This is a genomic window from Enterobacter cloacae complex sp. HYC033_NIDB (genome assembly GCF_056673335.1).
Genome location: NZ_CP115123.1, coordinates 340776 through 357318 on the forward strand (window position 1 = coordinate 340776; position 16543 = coordinate 357318).

18 protein-coding genes are annotated in these 16543 nt (G+C 58.4%); 6 read left to right on the plus strand and 12 right to left on the minus strand.

Features of this window, described 5'->3' with window-relative positions:
* Position 1 precedes the first annotated feature (1 nt).
* Positions 2-934: a LysR family transcriptional regulator gene (locus O1721_RS01735; RefSeq protein WP_032649702.1), complete on the plus strand. Its 933-nt coding sequence runs from the start codon at positions 2-4 to the stop codon at positions 932-934.
* 85 nt (positions 935-1019) lie between these two features.
* Here the strand turns inward: O1721_RS01735 and mdcH are convergent, their stop codons facing one another.
* The 8 genes from mdcH to mdcA form a co-directional block, all read right to left on the minus strand.
* A complete protein-coding gene (gene mdcH, locus O1721_RS01740) occupies positions 1020-1916 on the minus strand; it encodes a malonate decarboxylase subunit epsilon (protein ID WP_479953555.1) in 897 nt (298 codons plus the stop codon).
* On the minus strand, positions 1916-2533 hold the full coding sequence (locus O1721_RS01745; protein ID WP_017693876.1) for a malonate decarboxylase holo-ACP synthase: 618 nt from the start codon (positions 2531-2533) through the stop codon (positions 1916-1918). The genes mdcH and O1721_RS01745 overlap by 1 nt, the downstream gene beginning before the upstream one ends.
* Before the next feature lie 2 nt (positions 2534-2535).
* Complete coding sequence (locus tag O1721_RS01750; protein ID WP_000222846.1) at positions 2536-3495, minus strand: AEC family transporter; 960 nt, start codon at positions 3493-3495, stop codon at positions 2536-2538.
* 123 nt (positions 3496-3618) lie between these two features.
* Complete coding sequence (gene mdcE, locus O1721_RS01755; RefSeq protein WP_032104009.1) at positions 3619-4419, minus strand: biotin-independent malonate decarboxylase subunit gamma; 801 nt, start codon at positions 4417-4419, stop codon at positions 3619-3621.
* Positions 4419-5252, minus strand: a complete 834-nt coding sequence (locus O1721_RS01760; RefSeq protein ID WP_017384167.1) for a biotin-independent malonate decarboxylase subunit beta — start codon at positions 5250-5252, stop codon at positions 4419-4421. The genes mdcE and O1721_RS01760 overlap by 1 nt, the downstream gene beginning before the upstream one ends.
* The gene (gene mdcC / locus O1721_RS01765; RefSeq protein WP_000411786.1) at positions 5245-5544 is read right to left on the minus strand and encodes a malonate decarboxylase acyl carrier protein; all 300 of its coding nucleotides are present in this window, start codon (positions 5542-5544) and stop codon (positions 5245-5247) included. Before mdcC ends, O1721_RS01760 begins: the two co-directional genes overlap by 8 nt.
* 9 nt (positions 5545-5553) lie before the next feature.
* Entirely contained in the window at positions 5554-6411 is an 858-nt protein-coding gene (locus O1721_RS01770) for a triphosphoribosyl-dephospho-CoA synthase (RefSeq protein ID WP_017384166.1), read from the minus strand.
* Entirely contained in the window at positions 6411-8066 is a 1656-nt protein-coding gene (gene mdcA / locus O1721_RS01775) for a malonate decarboxylase subunit alpha (protein WP_015571421.1), read from the minus strand. The genes O1721_RS01770 and mdcA overlap by 1 nt, the downstream gene beginning before the upstream one ends.
* 228 nt (positions 8067-8294) lie before the next feature.
* Here mdcA and O1721_RS01780 point away from each other — a divergent pair, with 228 nt between their 5' ends.
* Genes O1721_RS01780 through O1721_RS01790 form a run of 3 tightly spaced genes read left to right on the plus strand, consistent with a single transcriptional unit; the run spans position 8295 to position 10432 of the window.
* Positions 8295-9314: a hydrolase gene (locus tag O1721_RS01780; RefSeq protein ID WP_032649704.1), complete on the plus strand. Its 1020-nt coding sequence runs from the start codon at positions 8295-8297 to the stop codon at positions 9312-9314.
* Positions 9314-9532 carry a YheU family protein gene (locus O1721_RS01785; protein ID WP_014171926.1) on the plus strand — a complete coding sequence of 73 codons (219 nt, stop codon included), beginning with the start codon at positions 9314-9316 and terminating at the stop codon, positions 9530-9532. Before O1721_RS01780 ends, O1721_RS01785 begins: the two co-directional genes overlap by 1 nt.
* 30 nt (positions 9533-9562) lie before the next feature.
* Entirely contained in the window at positions 9563-10432 is an 870-nt protein-coding gene (locus tag O1721_RS01790) for a phosphoribulokinase (protein WP_032649705.1), read from the plus strand.
* 94 nt (positions 10433-10526) lie between these two features.
* Here the strand turns inward: O1721_RS01790 and O1721_RS01795 are convergent, their stop codons facing one another.
* Positions 10527-10931, minus strand: coding sequence for an OsmC family protein (locus O1721_RS01795; protein ID WP_015571423.1), 405 nt, complete (start codon positions 10929-10931; stop codon positions 10527-10529).
* Between the two features lie 310 nt (positions 10932-11241).
* Here O1721_RS01795 and crp point away from each other — a divergent pair, with 310 nt between their 5' ends.
* Positions 11242-11874 carry a cAMP-activated global transcriptional regulator CRP gene (crp, locus tag O1721_RS01800; RefSeq protein WP_000242758.1) on the plus strand — a complete coding sequence of 211 codons (633 nt, stop codon included), beginning with the start codon at positions 11242-11244 and terminating at the stop codon, positions 11872-11874.
* A 57-nt stretch (positions 11875-11931) separates the two neighbouring features.
* Positions 11932-14019 carry a YccS/YhfK family putative transporter gene (locus O1721_RS01805; protein ID WP_032104001.1) on the plus strand — a complete coding sequence of 696 codons (2088 nt, stop codon included), beginning with the start codon at positions 11932-11934 and terminating at the stop codon, positions 14017-14019.
* Here O1721_RS01805 and argD read toward each other — a convergent pair.
* The 3 genes from argD to O1721_RS01820 form a co-directional block, all read right to left on the minus strand.
* Positions 14016-15236, minus strand: a complete 1221-nt coding sequence (gene argD / locus O1721_RS01810) for a bifunctional acetylornithine/succinyldiaminopimelate transaminase (RefSeq protein WP_172973738.1) — start codon at positions 15234-15236, stop codon at positions 14016-14018. The genes O1721_RS01805 and argD overlap by 4 nt on opposite strands.
* An 87-nt stretch (positions 15237-15323) precedes the next feature.
* On the minus strand, positions 15324-15887 hold the full coding sequence (pabA, locus tag O1721_RS01815) for an aminodeoxychorismate synthase component 2 (RefSeq protein WP_032649707.1): 564 nt from the start codon (positions 15885-15887) through the stop codon (positions 15324-15326).
* A 30-nt stretch (positions 15888-15917) separates the two neighbouring features.
* Positions 15918-16502 (minus strand): putative adenosine monophosphate-protein transferase Fic, encoded by a 585-nt coding sequence (locus O1721_RS01820; protein ID WP_026080671.1) that lies wholly within the window; start codon positions 16500-16502, stop codon positions 15918-15920.
* Positions 16503-16543 lie beyond the last annotated feature (41 nt).

The window sequence follows — 16543 nt, forward strand, 5'->3', positions numbered from 1 at the left end:
TATGGGCTTCGATACCACGAGCGAGATTACATTCCGTAAGCTCAGCATCTTCATGACGTTCATGGAGAAGGGCAATATCGCACGTACCGCCGAAACGCTCGGCCTGAGCGGTGTCAGCGTGCACCGCGCGCTGCATACCCTCGAAGAGAACGTCCGCTGCCCGCTCTTTGCTCACAAAGGGCGTAACCTGATTGCCCTCCCCTCCGCGTGGACGCTGCTGGAGTATTGTCAGGAGGTGATGCAGGTGATGGAGCGCGGGCTGGAAGAGTCGCGCAAGATCGCCGGTATCGGCCAGGGACGGTTGCGCGTCGGCACGCTCTACTCGCTGACGCTGGAAACCGTGCCGCGCCTGATAATGGGCATGAAGCTGCGCCGTCCGGATCTGGAGATGGATCTGACGATGGGCTCGAACGAAACCCTGCTCCATATGCTGGATGAGGGATCGCTGGATGCGATTTTAATCTCTATTTCCGAAAGCGATATCGACCGTAACAGCCTCGAAGTGCTTCCTCTGTTCCATGACGATATTTTCCTTGCCGCACCGGCCTCTGCCACGCTGAGTACCCACGGGCCAGCGGATCTCCGCGATTACAAAGATCAGAAATTTGTCGCGCTTGCAGAAGGCTTTGCGACCTACGCCGGGTTCCAGGAAGCGTTCCATATCGCCGGGTTTGAACCAGAGATTGTTACCCGGGTGAACGACATTTTCTCAATGCTCAGCCTGGTGCAGGCGGGCGTCGGCTTTACGCTGATGCCGGGAAGGATGAAGAAGGTCTACGAGAATTCCGTGCAACTGTTGAAGCTGGCGGAGCCGTACCAAATGCAGCAGCTGATCGCGATTGTCTTTGCCCGCAACCGCGAGCAGGATCCGAGCCTGCGGGCATTGGCCGCGGAAGGGCGGATGTATGCGAGAAGTTTGCAGGATAGTGCCTGATGTTATTGCCCGGTGGCGGCTGCGCCTTACCGGGCCTACTCCCGAATTGTAGGCCCGGTAAGCGTAGCGCCACCGGGCTAAAAACTCATGCACGAAGCCGACCCGCCAGATGCACCGCCACGTCCACCCCGCTGCGCTCCAGCGAAATGGATTCGCCTTCCCACGCCGCCTGCCGCGTCAGACAGGTCAGGATGCCCCCTGGCGGCATCTCAATCGCCAGCCGCGCTTCACGCTCGTTAGCGGAAATCACCGCCTCCTGCCAGCGCACGGTTCGCGCCATATTCATCGCCAGATCGTCGGCAATTTTCTCCGGCTGCCAGAGCACGCGTCCGGTACTGCCGCTCAGGTACGCACAGCGCGGACGTGAAAGCGTGACCGAATTAAATGCTGCCACCAGCTTCTGCGCCGGTTCCGCCAGCAGTTCACAGTGCGACGGTACGCTCACCGCCAGCCGCTTAGCCTTGCTCGCGCCTTTTGCCAGGGCGCGTTCCGCCACCTGCGCCATGCCGTCATCGGTTCCGGCAATCACGATCTGCGTTTCGGCGTTCAGATTAGCAATATAGGTTCCAGTCCCCTGAATCAGGTTTTCCACCTGGGGCAGGGTCAACCCCATAATCGCCGTCAGGCCGTAACCGTGCGGGTAAGCCTGCTCCATCAGATCGCCGCGCAACGCCACCAGCTTCAGCGCGTCCGTAAAGTCCAGCGCACCGGCGATAACCGCCGCAGGATAAGCGCCAATGGACAGCCCGCTGACGATATCCGGCGACACGCCGCAACGTTCCAGCTCGCGCGCCCACGCCACGCCGGCAATCAACAGCGAAAGCTGAACCGCACGGGTGTGGGTTAACGAGCATGCGCTGTCCAGGGTATCGACTTCCGCCCCCAGCACAGCACGGGCCTGCTCCAGCTCCGTTCCCGGCAGGTTTTGCAGCATACCTTCATGCTGTGTGCCCTGCCCCGGAAAGGTAAACAGTATTTTCATTACTCCTCCCTGTGCCATGGATCCGCCACCAGGCGCGGTCCACATTGCGTTTTTAGCAGCGTTTTGCCGTCGCGTAACCATTCCGCCAGCGCGAATCCGCCCTCGGGCGTGTCCACCTGCGTATCCGCCCGGCACAACGCACGGCTGAGCTGAGCCTGCCAGCCAGTAAACGCCTCAGGGGAAACGGCACGCGGGGCGCGGATGAGCAGATCGAGATCGCTGTCGGCGTGGATCACCGGAATGCCGGTCGCCAGCGCGTAACCCGTACTGCCGGTTATCCCCCACGTCCACGGCCACGACTGCTGCGCAAGCTGAAGCGCCACCTGAACCGGCGGCTGAGTGATAAACGGCGAACGCAGCAGGTCGGCGGCAACGCTCAAATCTTCGGGCGACACCACGCGCAACACGTTCTCAGGCTTCACCCATCCGGCCGCCCGCTGGTCGCGGCGCAATCCGCGCACGCCAACGGGAATACGGCCTTCATTATCAACATCACGCCGCACCACTACCGGTAGTCCGGCATGCCAGGCCGCGTCCACCCAGGATTCGGTAATCCCTTCCAGGGCGTCGCGCGCGGTAAGCCAGATGAGGTCGTGTGGGCGTAATGTTGTGGTCATGATTACATTCCTGAAGTCAGCGAGATAAACAGCGGCAGCGACAGGATACACAGTACGGAGCTCAACAGCAGCACGGCTTCAGCATCCGGCGACTGCACGCCAAAGCGGTTACCGAACACCACGCCAAAGAAGCCCGCGGACAGCGCAATCATCAGGATGGCGGTGATCGCCACGGAGCCGTGCAGACCGAAGATTAAAACGATACCCCAGGCGATCGCTGGCTGGATCAGCAGCTTGGCGATAGTGGAAGTGATCACCATGGTGTTGATCTGAAGTTTACGCGCGGAGAGGATCACCCCGGTCAGGAACAGCGCCGCAGCGGTCGCAGACAGTCCCAGCGGTTTAATCGCCGCCAGCACCAGCTCCGGCATTTTGATGCCAATAGCGGACAGGATCACACCCAGCAACGGGCCCATCACGATCGGTTTTTTAATGGAGCGCCACATCAGCACCGGCAGCATGGAAAGCGTTGAACCCGAGTTATTGCCTTCGGCGCGCGCTTTCTCACGCTCCAGAATCAGCAGGCAGAACGGGGTCATCAGCACCGAACCACAGGCGATGGAGACCGCAACGGACAGTGAAGTTGAAGGGCCTTCGCCCAGCACGCTGCCCAGGATCGGCAGGCCAAGCGCCGCGTAGTTTGGCAGGGCGACGGTAAGCGTCAGCACGGCCGCATCCTGCGGGGATTTTTTAAACACTTTTGTCGCGAGGAAGTAGATGACCGCATAGGTGATCCACATCGCCAGGGTGAGCACCAGGATCAGCGGCGACTGCGCCACGATGCCGGTCCACGGGGTTTGCACGGTGGCGCTGAACAGCGCAGCCGGGAGTGCAAAATCCATCACGAAGATATTCAGCAGGGAAACATTTTTGTTATCGACCATCTTTGCCTTACCGGCCCAGAATCCCAGCAGCATGATGACGAAAATCGGTGCAAGAGCATGAACAATTACGTAAGTCATAAATCACCTGTAGTAAAAAAGTTTAAGCACTGGCGCGATGTTTATTATTTTCAGGATGCAGGTTCCCGCGTGGACGCAACGGGCGCGCCCACGGGGTGATGCATCTGGCAGGTCTCTTTTTACTTACCAGCTGGCTCGCATACGTTCACGTACGAGCGCCGAGCTGCGGCGGTTGTCAGCACCCAGACGGTTTTTCAACGTGGTGTCCTGACGAGCGTCGCTGATGGCCTGTTGCAGGGTGGTTTTCACCCGCGTCAGATCGCTTTCGGTAGGGGCATCCGGATTGCTGATATCCAGCAGGTCGGAAAGCAGCCCCAGCGTGGCGTAGTTGCTGATGTCATACGCCATTGGCGGAATGGTTGCAGCCAGTTTTTCCAGCGCCTCAACGGTACGCAGCGTAATGCGCGCCGCAGACTCTTTGCCCATGGCATGGATCAGCACGCCTTTATCGTTGAAGGCAATCAGACGGTTAGCCTGGTAGCCGTGCGCCAGAAACGCGCCGGACATGGCCTTACCGACGATAAGACCAATCACCGGATGACCCGCCAGCCGCGCATTAGCGTAGGCGGCAGCGGCGCCGGCCAGCGCCTGGTGGATACCAAACGCCTCTTCGCGACGGCCATAGGCCTGGCTTGGGACGTCGATTACCGCCACAATCGGGCGCTTCACGGCTTTGTCTGCGTCAGCGGCGACGGTTTCGCTGACCACTTTTGCCAGCGTCCATCCTTCCAGCAGGCCGACTTCACCCTGCGCCGCGCGCGGGAAGTGGTTGTTGGCGTCCGGCACCACGGCGACAAAACGCACCGTTTCACCGTTTAGCTCGCCGTCTGCGGCCTGCACGGACGGGCATAACCCCTCCAGACGTTTCGCGTTCGGGGCCAGAGTTTCCAGCCAGAGTTCGCCACGGCTAATTGAGTTAGTCATCATTTCACCTCCCGGGCAAAAAGCGCTTTAATCTGTTCGGCATCGGCCTGTTTGCGGGTGTCGAAATTCGTCAGACGGTTCAGGTAATCGTCGTAGTTATCGGTGCGATGTTTCGCCGGTACGCCTTTGGCGATGGCTTCGTTCATCGCGGCTTTCACCGCGTTCACGCCGTCGCCCACCAGCGCGTCCACCAGCCCGCTTTCAAAGCGTACTTCGCCGCCGGTCATGCTCCAGATAAACGGACGGTCGCGGGAGTCATACTCTTCAATGCCCGCTTCCTGCTCGATAACCTGCGGACCGTTGAGGCCGAGCCGCGCTTCGCGGGTCACAATCAGGTAGCTGCACAGCGCCGCGGCGATAGACATCCCACCGAAGCAGCCCACGGTCCCGGCGACAATCCCGACGACCGGGGTATAGCGACGCAGGTCAACGATCGCGGCGTGGATATCGGCAATCGCCGCCAGGCCGAGGTTGGCTTCCTGCAAACGTACGCCGCCGGTTTCGAGGCACAGCACCGCCTGAGTCGGAATGCCGTTGCGGTTATCTTCCGCCGCCAGCTCCAGCGCTGCCGCCATTTTGGCGCCGGACACTTCGCCCATGCTGCCGCCCTGGAAGGTGCCTTCAATCGCCACCACCACCGCAGGCTGGCCGTTGATGGTCCCTTTCGCGACCACCATGCCGTCATCAGCCTGAGGAACAATCCCCTGTGGCCCAAGCCACGGAGAGATAATGCCTTCAAACGGATCCAGCAGTTCGCGGTAGCTGCCGTCGTCGAGCAGCGCCTGCGCACGCTGGCGCGCTTTTAATTCGATAAAGCTGCTGTCATCACGCATGGTTCACCCCTTCAAAAACCTGTTCGATACGAATGCGTGCCACGCCCGGCGTCGCGCCGAAGTCGTGGATGGTCAGCTTACCTGCGGGCAGGCTGCTGACGGTTTGCAGGCGGTTGAACAATGCCTCCCAGCGCCCGCGGCTGTTGTCGACGGAGGTGGTGATATCAATGGTTAAGGTCTGGCCCGGTTCGGCGGTGAAAAGCACCTCCATATCCCCGGAACCGACGACCCCTGCCAGCGCCCTGCCGCTTACTTCGCGGCTGGCGGGCACGGTCAATGTGATTTTTTCCATAACATCCTCTTAATGCTTTGAATAGGGCGTTTCGGCGCGGTCAAGAAACAGCGTGGCGGCAAGCAGGTCTGCGGCTCCGCCCGGCGAGGCGTTAAGCGCCAGCATCTGACGGTCTAACCGCGCCAGCGCCTGCTGCCCGGCGAGGGTTGCGCATCCTCCGGCGTTCAGCACCGCACGGGCGCCGTTCTGCATGGCGTCCAGCCCCTCCATGCCGGCGCGCGACAGCACGCAGGTGTCGGTGAGCGAGGTCATGATCGCCATCAGCGCGTCGAGTCTGGCCTGCGTTTCGCTGCTGCCGTTGAGACGGCTGAGGCGAAGCTGCGGCAGCGCGCGCTGCATGATGTGCGGAAACGCCTGCTGAGCCTCTTCACGCGCGCCCGGCACACGGTAGCGGTGCGTGACGCGTAACCCCTTGCTGAACACTTTCGGCGCCGCGTCATCCGGCAGCTTCGCCAGCTGAGCGGCGGTGTTCGCGACGGTTTGCGCCCGGGCATCGCCGCCCAGCATCGCCACCGCGCTCACCAGCAATCCCAGCGCCCAGATCGCGCCACGGTGCGTGTTCACGCCGTCGGTAGCGGCCATCATCTGCCGTTCACCTTCGCGACCCAGGCGGCCAACGGTTTGCCTGAGGGCAATATCCGCCGGACGCTGCCAGCTCTGCTGCGCCAGCGCCTGAAACGTGGGGGTCAGGCTGTGAGCGGAGCGCTCCATCAGCGCAAGCGATAAATCGTGGTGCGCGCCGTTCCCCCGGCTGTCCACCAGACCGGGCTTCGGGCTTAAACGTGCTTCGTCAATCAGACACTGCGTGGCGGTTCGCGCCAGCCATTCGGCACCGCCTTCAACCTGGATCTGGGGCAGAAGTTTCATTACCAGCTCCGGAATTTCGCAGGTGGGTTGTAAAGACCGCCGGACCATTCCACCAGGTCCGCGACGCTACCGGCCGCCAGCAGCGAACGGGTGGCATCGGTGCGGCGAATGCCCATATCTTCCGGATACACAACCTTGCCGCTCTGGCGCAGTTCCGCCACGCGTTTGGCGTCAACGCCCAGACCGATATCGGTGATACCCGCCACGGCGGCGACCATGGCGCGACGCTCTTCCAGATCTTTCGCCCGGTAGAGGTAAGCAATCCCCTCTTCCGTCAGCACGTGGGTGACGTCATCGCCGTAAATCATGACCGGCGCCAGCGGCATACCAGAGGCTTTCGCGACCTCAACGGCGTCGAGTTTTTCCACGAAGGTTGGCTTCACGCCCGCCTGGAAGGTTTCCACCATCTGCACGACCAGCTTTTTACCGCGCTGCATCGGGTCAGGCTCGGTGATCATGTTCAGCCAGGCCGGTGTGGCGTGGCGACGACCGTGCGGATCGTGGCCCATGTTTGGCGCGCCGCCGAAGCCGGAAAGGCGGCCGCGGGTCACGGTTGAGGAGTTAGCGTAACCATCAACCTGTAGCGTGGAGCCGATAAACATATCGACCGCGTACTGACCAGCCAGCTGGCAGAAGGCGCGGTTAGAGCGCATGGAGCCGTCGGCACCGGTAAAGAACACGTCAGGACGGGCGCGGATGTACTCTTCCATTCCCAGCTCGCCGCCGAAGCAGTGGACGCTCTCCACCCAGCCGCTTTCGATGGCCGGGATCAGCGTTGGATGCGGGTTCAGGGTCCAGTGTTTACAGATTTTGCCTTTGAGTCCGAGCTGTTCGCCGTAGGTTGGCAGCAGCAGCTCGATCGCTGCGGTGTTAAAGCCAATCCCGTGGTTCAGGGACTGCACCTGGTGTTCAGCATAGATGCCTTTAATCGCCATCATCGCCATCAGGATATGTTCCTGTTTGATCAGGCGCGGGTCACGGGTGAAGAGCGGTTCGATAAAGAACGGCTTATCGGCAACCACCACAAAATCAATCCACGAGCCCGGAATATCCACACGCGGCAGGTCGCACTCGTCGTCCACCAGCTCGTTCACCTGCGCGATGACGATGCCGTCATGGAATGCGGCGGCTTCCACCAGCGCCGGAGTATCTTCGGTACTCGCCCCGGTATAGAGGTTGCCTTTGCGGTCCGCTTTAAAACCGGCAATCAGCGCCACGTTTGGCGATAGGTCGACGTATAAACGTGAGTAGAGTTCGATGTAGGTGTGAATCGCCCCGATTTCGAGCTGACCATCCTCCAGCAATTGGGAGATTCGCAGGCTTTGCGTACCGGAGAAGGAGAAGTCCAGCTTGCGGGCGATGCCTTTCTCAAAGATGTCCAGATGTTCGCTGCGGCCCACGCTCGGCATGATCATATGCAGATCGTGCACGATTTGCGGGTTCACTTCCGCCAGTGAACGGGAAAGGAAATCCGCCTGCTTCTGGTTGTTGCCTTCCAGAACGACTTTGTCGCCTGGTGCGATCAGTTTTTCCAGCATGGCGACAAGATCGCCGGTTGGCAGTACCTTGCCCTGCACCGGTACGGACGCCAGACGACGCGCTTTCTCACTGCGTCGGGTGTTCCATTGCCGGGTGGGTGTTTGCCCAGATAACATTATTAACCTCCTGATTCAGCACATCATTCTGATTTGCTTAACGTTGAGTAAAGTGTGCGCTCTGGTGAGAAAGGCATCAATTAAGCGTAGAGCCAAATCATTAGCCTGAGAGTAATAATCAAGGTAAATATTTGTGATCGGGATCAGTTCATGTTTCGGAAAAACGGGCTAAACGGGGTACAATTCGGAAGGTATAGTTAATTTCTGACAAGAATCAGCATCGCCCTTATGACCCAAATCATTCCCTCAGACTTCGACATTGCAGCCGAAGAGAGCGCAGAGTTCGTGCCCATGCGCGGTGTGGCTAACCCTCACCTGCAAACCATGCTGCCGCGCCTGATCCGCCACAAGGTACAGTTCACCCCGCACTGGCAACGGCTGGATTTGCCGGATGGCGATTTTTTGGATCTCGCCTGGAGCGAAGATCCGGATCGGGCCAGACATAAACCCCGTCTGGTGGTGTTTCACGGTCTGGAAGGCAGCCTGCACAGCCCTTACGCACACGGTCTCATTGAGGCGGCGAAAGCCCGCGGCTGGCTTGGGGTAGTGATGCATTTTCGCGGATGCAGCGGCGAGCCTAATCGTCAGAAACGTATTTATCACTCGGGTGAAACCGAGGACGGTACCTGGTTCCTGCGCTGGCTAAGAGACAATTTCGGCGAGGCGCCAACGGCAGCGGTGGGGTATTCCCTGGGCGGCAATATGCTGGCCTGCCTGCTGGCGAAGGAGAGCGACGCCGTACCGCTGGATGCGGCGGTGATCGTCTCTGCGCCCTTTATGCTGGAGCAGTGCAGCTATCATATGGAAAAGGGGTTTTCGCGAGTGTACCAGCGCTACCTGCTCAACCTGCTGAAAGCCAACGCCGCGCGCAAGCTGAAGGCCTATCCGGATACGCTGCCTGTGACGCTGCAACAGCTCAAACGCGTGAAGCGCCTGCGCGAGTTTGATGATTTGATCACCTCGAAAATTCACGGCTTTGCCGATGCGATTGACTATTACCGTCAGTGCAGCGCCATGCCTTTACTGAACCAAATCACGAAACCTACGCTGATTATCCACGCCAAAGATGATCCGTTTATGGATCACCACTCGATTCCGGCGCCCGATCATCTGCCGGCCAATGTGGAGTATCAGCTCACCCAATTCGGGGGACACGTCGGCTTTGTCGGCGGCACGCTGCGTCGGCCAAAAATGTGGCTTGAGACGCGTATTCCCGACTGGTTAACGGCTTATCTGGACGGTAAATAATGATTATTCCCTGGCAGGATCTCTCTCCCGACACGCTCGATAATCTGATTGAAAGCTTTGTCTTGCGCGAAGGCACCGATTATGGTGAACATGAACGTTCGCTTGAACAAAAGGTCAACGATGTTAAGCGCCAGCTTAAAAGCGGCGACGTGGTGCTGGTATGGTCCGAACTGCATGAGACGGTCAATATCATGCCCCGCAACGCGTTTCACGGCTGATCTTTACACTTTTCCAGTCAGGGAGTTGCTATGTCTGCCAGACATCCGGTTATTGCCGTTACGGGTTCGAGTGGGGCGGGAACCACTACCACCAGCCTCGCCTTCCGCAAGATCTTCGCCCAGCTTAACTTACGGGCGGCAGAGGTAGAAGGCGACAGCTTTCACCGCTACACGCGCCCGGAGATGGATATGGCCATCCGCAAAGCGCGCGATCTGGGTAAACACATCAGCTACTTCGGCCCGGAGGCCAATGACTTCGGCCTGCTGGAGCAAACCTTCCGTGAATACGGGCAAAGCGGTACCGGGCAGTCCCGCAAGTATCTCCACACCTACGATGAAGCCGTGCCCTGGAACCAGGTCCCCGGCACGTTCACGCCCTGGCAGCCGCTGCCGGAACCGACTGACGTGCTGTTTTACGAAGGATTGCACGGCGGCGTGGTGACGCCTCAGCACGACGTGGCGCGCCACGTGGATTTGCTGGTGGGGGTGGTGCCGATTGTTAACCTTGAGTGGATCCAGAAGCTGACGCGTGACATGAGCGAGCGCGGCCATTCGCGAGAGGCGGTCATGGACTCGGTGGTGCGCTCCATGGACGATTACATCAACTTCCTGACGCCGCAGTTCTCCCGAACCCACATTAACTTCCAGCGCGTCCCCACCGTGGACACCTCCAACCCGTTCGCTGCAAAAAGCATCCCGTCGCTGGACGAGAGCTTTGTGGTGATCCACTTCCGCAACCTGGAAGGCATTGATTACCCCTGGCTGCTGGCGATGCTACAGGGTTCGTTTATTTCGCACATGAATACGTTAGTGGTACCGGGCGGAAAAATGGGGCTGGCAATGGAGCTGATCATGACACCGCTGGTGCAGCGGCTGATGGAAGGAAAGCAGATCGCGTGACACCTGTTGCCGGATGGCGCTTCGCTTATCCGGCATACGTTCGTGCAGTTGTAGCTTTTGTAGGGCGGGTCAGCGCAGCGCCACCCGCCAAAAATTAAGCCGCGATCACTTCATACGAATGGGTGATTTTTACCGCTTTCTCCAGCATTAACGCCACAGAGCAGTATTTTTCCGCAGACAGGTCAACCGCACGCGAGACCGCCGCATCCTTCAGTTCTTTGCCGGTGACGATAAAGTGCAAATTAATATGCGTGAACAGGCGGGGCGCCTCTTCACGACGTTCCGACGTCAGCTTCACTTCACAATCGGTCACGTCATGACGGCCTTTTTGCAGGATCGACACCACGTCGATCGCGCTGCATCCGCCCGCCGCCATCAGCACCATTTCCATCGGGCTTGGCGCTTTATCGCCGGAGTTGCCATCCATCAAAACCTGGTGCCCGGAAGCAGACTCGCCCAGGAACGTTAACCCTTCAACCCATTTCACACGCGCTTGCATATTCACTCACTCCAACGTTGCATTTTTTATGACAGATTACGTGTACGTTACATTTCTCGCAACGGAAGGCGACCTGCGTCATGCTGAAGCGAGACACCAGGAGACACGCGGCGAAAGCTATGCTAAAACACTCTGGATGCTACAGTAATACATTGACGTTACACATGTATGCAGAGGACATCAAACTTTACTGGCTGCGAAACGTTACGACAGCCGACTTCCCAGGTATGGGTAAGAATTCGATTGCAACCCCAGAGTCCGGATGCATCTTATGACTCTGGTGACAGCTTATAACAGAGGATAACAGCGCATGGTGCTTGGCAAACCGCAAACAGACCCGACTCTCGAATGGTTCTTGTCTCATTGCCACATTCATAAGTACCCATCAAAGAGCACGCTGATTCACCAGGGTGAAAAAGCGGAAACGTTGTATTACATCGTTAAAGGCTCGGTGGCCGTGCTGATCAAAGATGAAGAAGGGAAAGAGATGATCCTTTCTTATCTGAACCAGGGCGATTTTATCGGTGAACTGGGCCTGTTTGAAGAAGGCCAGGAACGTAGCGCCTGGGTTCGTGCAAAAACAGCATGTGAAGTGGCTGAAATTTCTTACAAGAAATTCCGTCAGCTGATTCAGGTCAACCCTGACATCCTGATGCGTCTTTCTTCCCAGATGGCACGCCGTCTGCAAGTGACCTCTGAGAAGGTGGGTAACCTCGCCTTCCTGGACGTGACCGGTCGTATCGCGCAGACGCTGTTGAACCTGGCGAAACAGCCAGACGCCATGACCCACCCTGACGGTATGCAAATTAAAATTACCCGCCAGGAAATCGGTCAGATCGTCGGCTGCTCCCGTGAAACAGTGGGCCGTATCCTGAAGATGCTGGAAGACCAGAACCTGATCTCTGCCCACGGTAAAACTATCGTGGTCTACGGAACCCGTTAATTTCGGTCAAACGGCGTGCCGCCGCAGGGTGGCACGCCGTTTTTGTCTCTACTCCTCATGTGGCGCAGGCTGATCTATCACCCGGAAGTTAACTACGCACTGCGACAAACGCTGGTGTTGTGTCTTCCCGTGGCCGTGGGCCTGATCCTCGGACATCTTCAGCAAGGCCTGCTGTTTTCTCTTGTGCCCGCCTGCTGCAACATTGCCGGTCTGGATACGCCGCATAAACGCTTTTTTAAACGTCTGATTATTGGCGGCTGCCTGTTTGCCGGCTGTAGCCTTGCCGTACAACTCTTACTGGCCCGCGACATTCCTCTGCCGCTGATCCTGACCGTGCTGGCGATGACGCTCGGCGTCACCGCCGAAATCAGCTCGCTGCACGCCCGCCTGCTTCCCGCGTCGCTGATTGCCGCCATCTTCACCTTAAGCCTTGCGGGCAATATGCCGGTGTGGGAGCCATTGCTGATCTACGCCCTCGGCACGCTGTGGTACGGGCTGTTTAACTGGTTCTGGTTCTGGCTGTGGCGGGAACAGCCGCTGCGCGAATCCCTGAGCCTGCTCTACGTGCAACTTGCTGAATACTGCGAAGCAAAATACACCCTGCTCACTCAACATACCGACCCGGAAAAATCCCTGCCGCCGCTGCTGGCGCGCCAGCAAAAAGTGGTGGATCTGATCAGCCAGTGCTATCAGCAGTTGCACATGCTTGCCGCCAACAAAAATCATGAATACAAGCGGCTGCTGCGAACCTTCCAGGTCGGGCTGGATTTGCAGGAGCATATCTCCGTCAGCCTTCATAATCCGGAAGAGGTGCAAAAGCTGGTGGAGCGCAGCCATGCGGAAGCGGTGATCCGCTGGAACGCGCAGACCGTCGCGGCCCGCCTGCGGGTGCTGGCTGACGATATCCTCTATCACCGCTACCCGACGCGCTTTAACATGGACAAACAGCTCGGCGCGCTGGAAAAGATTGCGCGTCAGCACGCGGATAACCCGGTCGGGCAATTTGCTGCCTGGCATTTCAGCCGCATCGCCCGGGTGTTACGCACCCAGCGCCCGCTTTATGCCCGGGACCTGATGGCCGATAAGCAAAAACGGCTGCCGCTGCTGCCCGCGCTCAAAAGCTATCTATCACTGAAATCTTCCGCCCTGCGCAATGCCGCGCGGATCAGTGTGATGCTGAGCATCGCCAGCCTGATGGGAATGGCCCTGCACCTGCCGAAACCCTACTGGATCTTAATGACCGTGCTGTTTGTCACCCAGAACGGCTATGGCGCCACGCGGGTGCGCATTCTGCATCGGGCGGGCGGTACGATGGCGGGGCTGATTATCGCGGGCGTGACGCTGCACTTTCACGTGCCGGAAGGCTATACCCTGGCCGGTATGCTGGCGATCACGCTGGTGAGCTACCTGATCATCCGCAAAAACTACGGCTGGGCGATGGTGGGCTTTACGGTCACGGCGGTGTATACCCTGCAACTGCTCACGCTTAACGGGGAACAGTTTATTATTGCCCGGCTGGTCGATACGCTAATTGGCTGCCTGATCGCCTTTGGCGGCATGGTCTGGTTGTGGCCGCAGTGGCAAAGCGGGTTGCTGAGGCAGAACGCCCACGACGCGCTCGAAGCCGATCAGCAGGCCATTCGTCTTATTCTAAGCGATGACCCGCAGCCCTCTCCGCTGGCCTACGAGCGCATGAAGGTCAACCAGGCGCATAACGCCCTGTTCAACTCCCTTAACCAGGCCATGCAGGAGCCGGGCTTTAACGCGCACTATCTGGCTGACATGAAGCTGTGGGTCACGCACAGCCAGTTTATCGTCGAGCACATCAATGCCATGACGACGCTGGCGCGGGAGCACACGATGCTGACGACGGATCTGGCGCAGCGCTATTTGCAGTCGTGTGAAATTGCGTTGCAGCGCTGTCAGCAGCGTCTGGAGTATGACGCGCCGGGCGAGTCAGGGGATTCGAACATTCTGGAAGCGCCGGAGACGCTGACCCACGGGCCGATGAGCACCCTTGAGCAGCATTTACAGCGCGTTCTCGGGCACCTGAACACCATGCACACCATTTCGTCGGTGGCATGGCGTCAGCGCCCGCATCACGGGATTTGGTTAACGCGCCGGTTAAAACGAACCGCGTATTAGCCGCTGACGATCTTCGCGACCGCCGCGGCAAAACGGGTTAATCCGTCTTCGATGTCTTTGTCTTCCACCACCAGCGATGGCGCAAAGCGCATCACGTCCGGCCCGGCGTTGAGCACCATGACGCCTTCGTGCGCGGCGGCGTGCAGGAAATCGCGCGCGCGGCCTTTGTACTGCGGCTTCAGTTCGGCGCCCATCAGCAGCCCCATCCCGCGGATGTCGCTGAAGACATCAAACTGTTGGTCAATCTGCTGGAGATGTTTCACAAACAGGTCGCGTTTCGCATTCACGCCATTCAGGACGTCCGGCGTATTAATGATGTCGAACGCCGCACCCGCCACGGCGCACGCCAGCGGATTACCGCCGTAGGTAGAGCCGTGTGAGCCCACATGAAATGCGGAAGCGATATCCTGGGTGGTGAGCACCGCACTGACCGGGAAACCGCCGCCGAGCGCTTTCGCGCTGGTGAGAATATCCGGCGTTACGCCGTAGTGCATATAAGCAAACAGGTCTCCGGTACGCCCCATCCCACACTGCACTTCATCAAACACCAGCAGCGCCTGGTGCTCGTCGCACAGCTCGCGCAGCCCTTGCAGAAATTCCGGGGTGGCCGCCGTGACGCCGCCTTCCCCCTGAATGGGCTCGACCACCACGGCACAGGTGTGATCGTCCATCACCGCTTTAACGGCGTGCAGATCGTTAAACGGCACGTGGATGATATCCGCAGGTTTCGGACCAAAGCCGTCGGAATACTTCGGCTGGCCGCCAACGGAAACGGTAAAGAAGGAGCGACCGTGGAAGGCGTTATGGAAGGCGATGATTTTGGTTTTGTATGGGCTATGACGCGTGGTTGCGTAGTAGCGCGCCAGCTTAAAGGCGGTTTCGTTGGCTTCGGTGCCGGAGTTCATAAACAGCACGCGTTCGGCGAAGGTGGCATCGATGATCTTACGCCCCAGACGCAGCGCCGGTTCGTTGGTGAACACGTTGCTCGTGTGCCACAGCGTTTCGCCCTGCGTTTTCAGCGCGTCCACCAGCGCAGGATGGCAATGGCCCAGCGCCGTCACCGCAATACCGCCTGCGAAATCAACATACTCGTTGCCCTGCTGATCCCAGACGCGGCTGCCTCTCCCTTTCACCGGGATAAACTCAGCCGGTGCATAAATCGGCAGGATCACTTCATCGAATGTCGCGCGGGTAATTGCTGGTTGTTCAGTTGCCATGTCATGACCATCCATTTTTATGTCACATTGATTGTGAAAATATAATCACAAAATATGCATAAAAAATCACAACAAGGCAACAGATATTCAGCGATTAAGGAAATTGGCCAGCAGCGCGTGCCCCTGTTCGCTGAGAATGCTTTCCGGGTGGAACTGCACGCCTTCCAGATCGTACTCACGGTGACGAATGCCCATGATCTCCTGCGTCTCGCTCCAGGCGGTGACCTCAAAGCAGGCCGGCAGGGTCGGCGGATCAATGATCAGAGAATGGTAGCGCGTCACGGTTAACGGATTGTTTAGCCCCAGAAATACGCCGGTACCGGTGTGCGTGACCGGAGAGGTTTTGCCGTGCATGACTTTCGCGGCACGGACAATGGTGGCGCCAAAGACCTGCGCAATGGCCTGATGACCCAGGCAGACGCCCAGAATCGGCAGTTTGCCCGCATAATGGCGGATCGCCTCCAGCGAGATACCGGACTCCGAAGGGGTACACGGCCCCGGCGAAATCACGATTTTCTGGGGTGCCAGCGCGTAAATGTCAGCCAGCGCGATCTCATCGTTACGGCGGACAACCACCTCTGCCCCCAGCTCACAAAAATACTGGTAAAGGTTCCAGGTAAAGGAATCGTAGTTATCAATCAGCAGAATCATGGCGGCTCCTGAAAAAATGGCCGCCCTATTTTACGCAGATTCCCGCGCTTCGCTCACAACTTTGGCAAAGATGGCGTTCAGGGCTGTCAAATCCCCCATTGCCCCGCTCTGATTGGCGGCTGCCCAGTCGTTCGGGTCGATCCCCTGCCAGTTCAGCACATAGCCCGCATGAATAGCCAGTTGTTCAAAGAAGATCCGCTGGGCCACGCCATTACCGCTCATAAACGGATGTAGCATGTTGATTTCACAGTAGTAATGACTGATTCTGTCTGTAAACTCTTCTTTCTGAAGGCCCACCAGATATTTATCACTTTCCAGCGAAGCCATCAGCTCATTACCCACTTTCTCGATGTACTCGAAATGGCAAAAAGGAATGTCGCCCTTAGAAATATCGGCGGTGCGCAGCTCACCCGCGCCTTTCATTTCGTTGCGGAATAAATGGCGGTGAATAAGACACAGATGGGGTAAACCCGGTGCGGAAGGCCCCAGTTCCAGCGTCTCGATATCAGGTTCAGCGGGACCCTTACCTTTTTCAAGGAGGCAGCTGGCCTGAAAATTGACCTTACGTTGTTGCTCCCAGAGACGGGATTTTTGCTTGTCGGTGAGTTTTTTCACTACGCCTCCCTGAATAGTCCGTTTGCCACAAGTATAAGCAG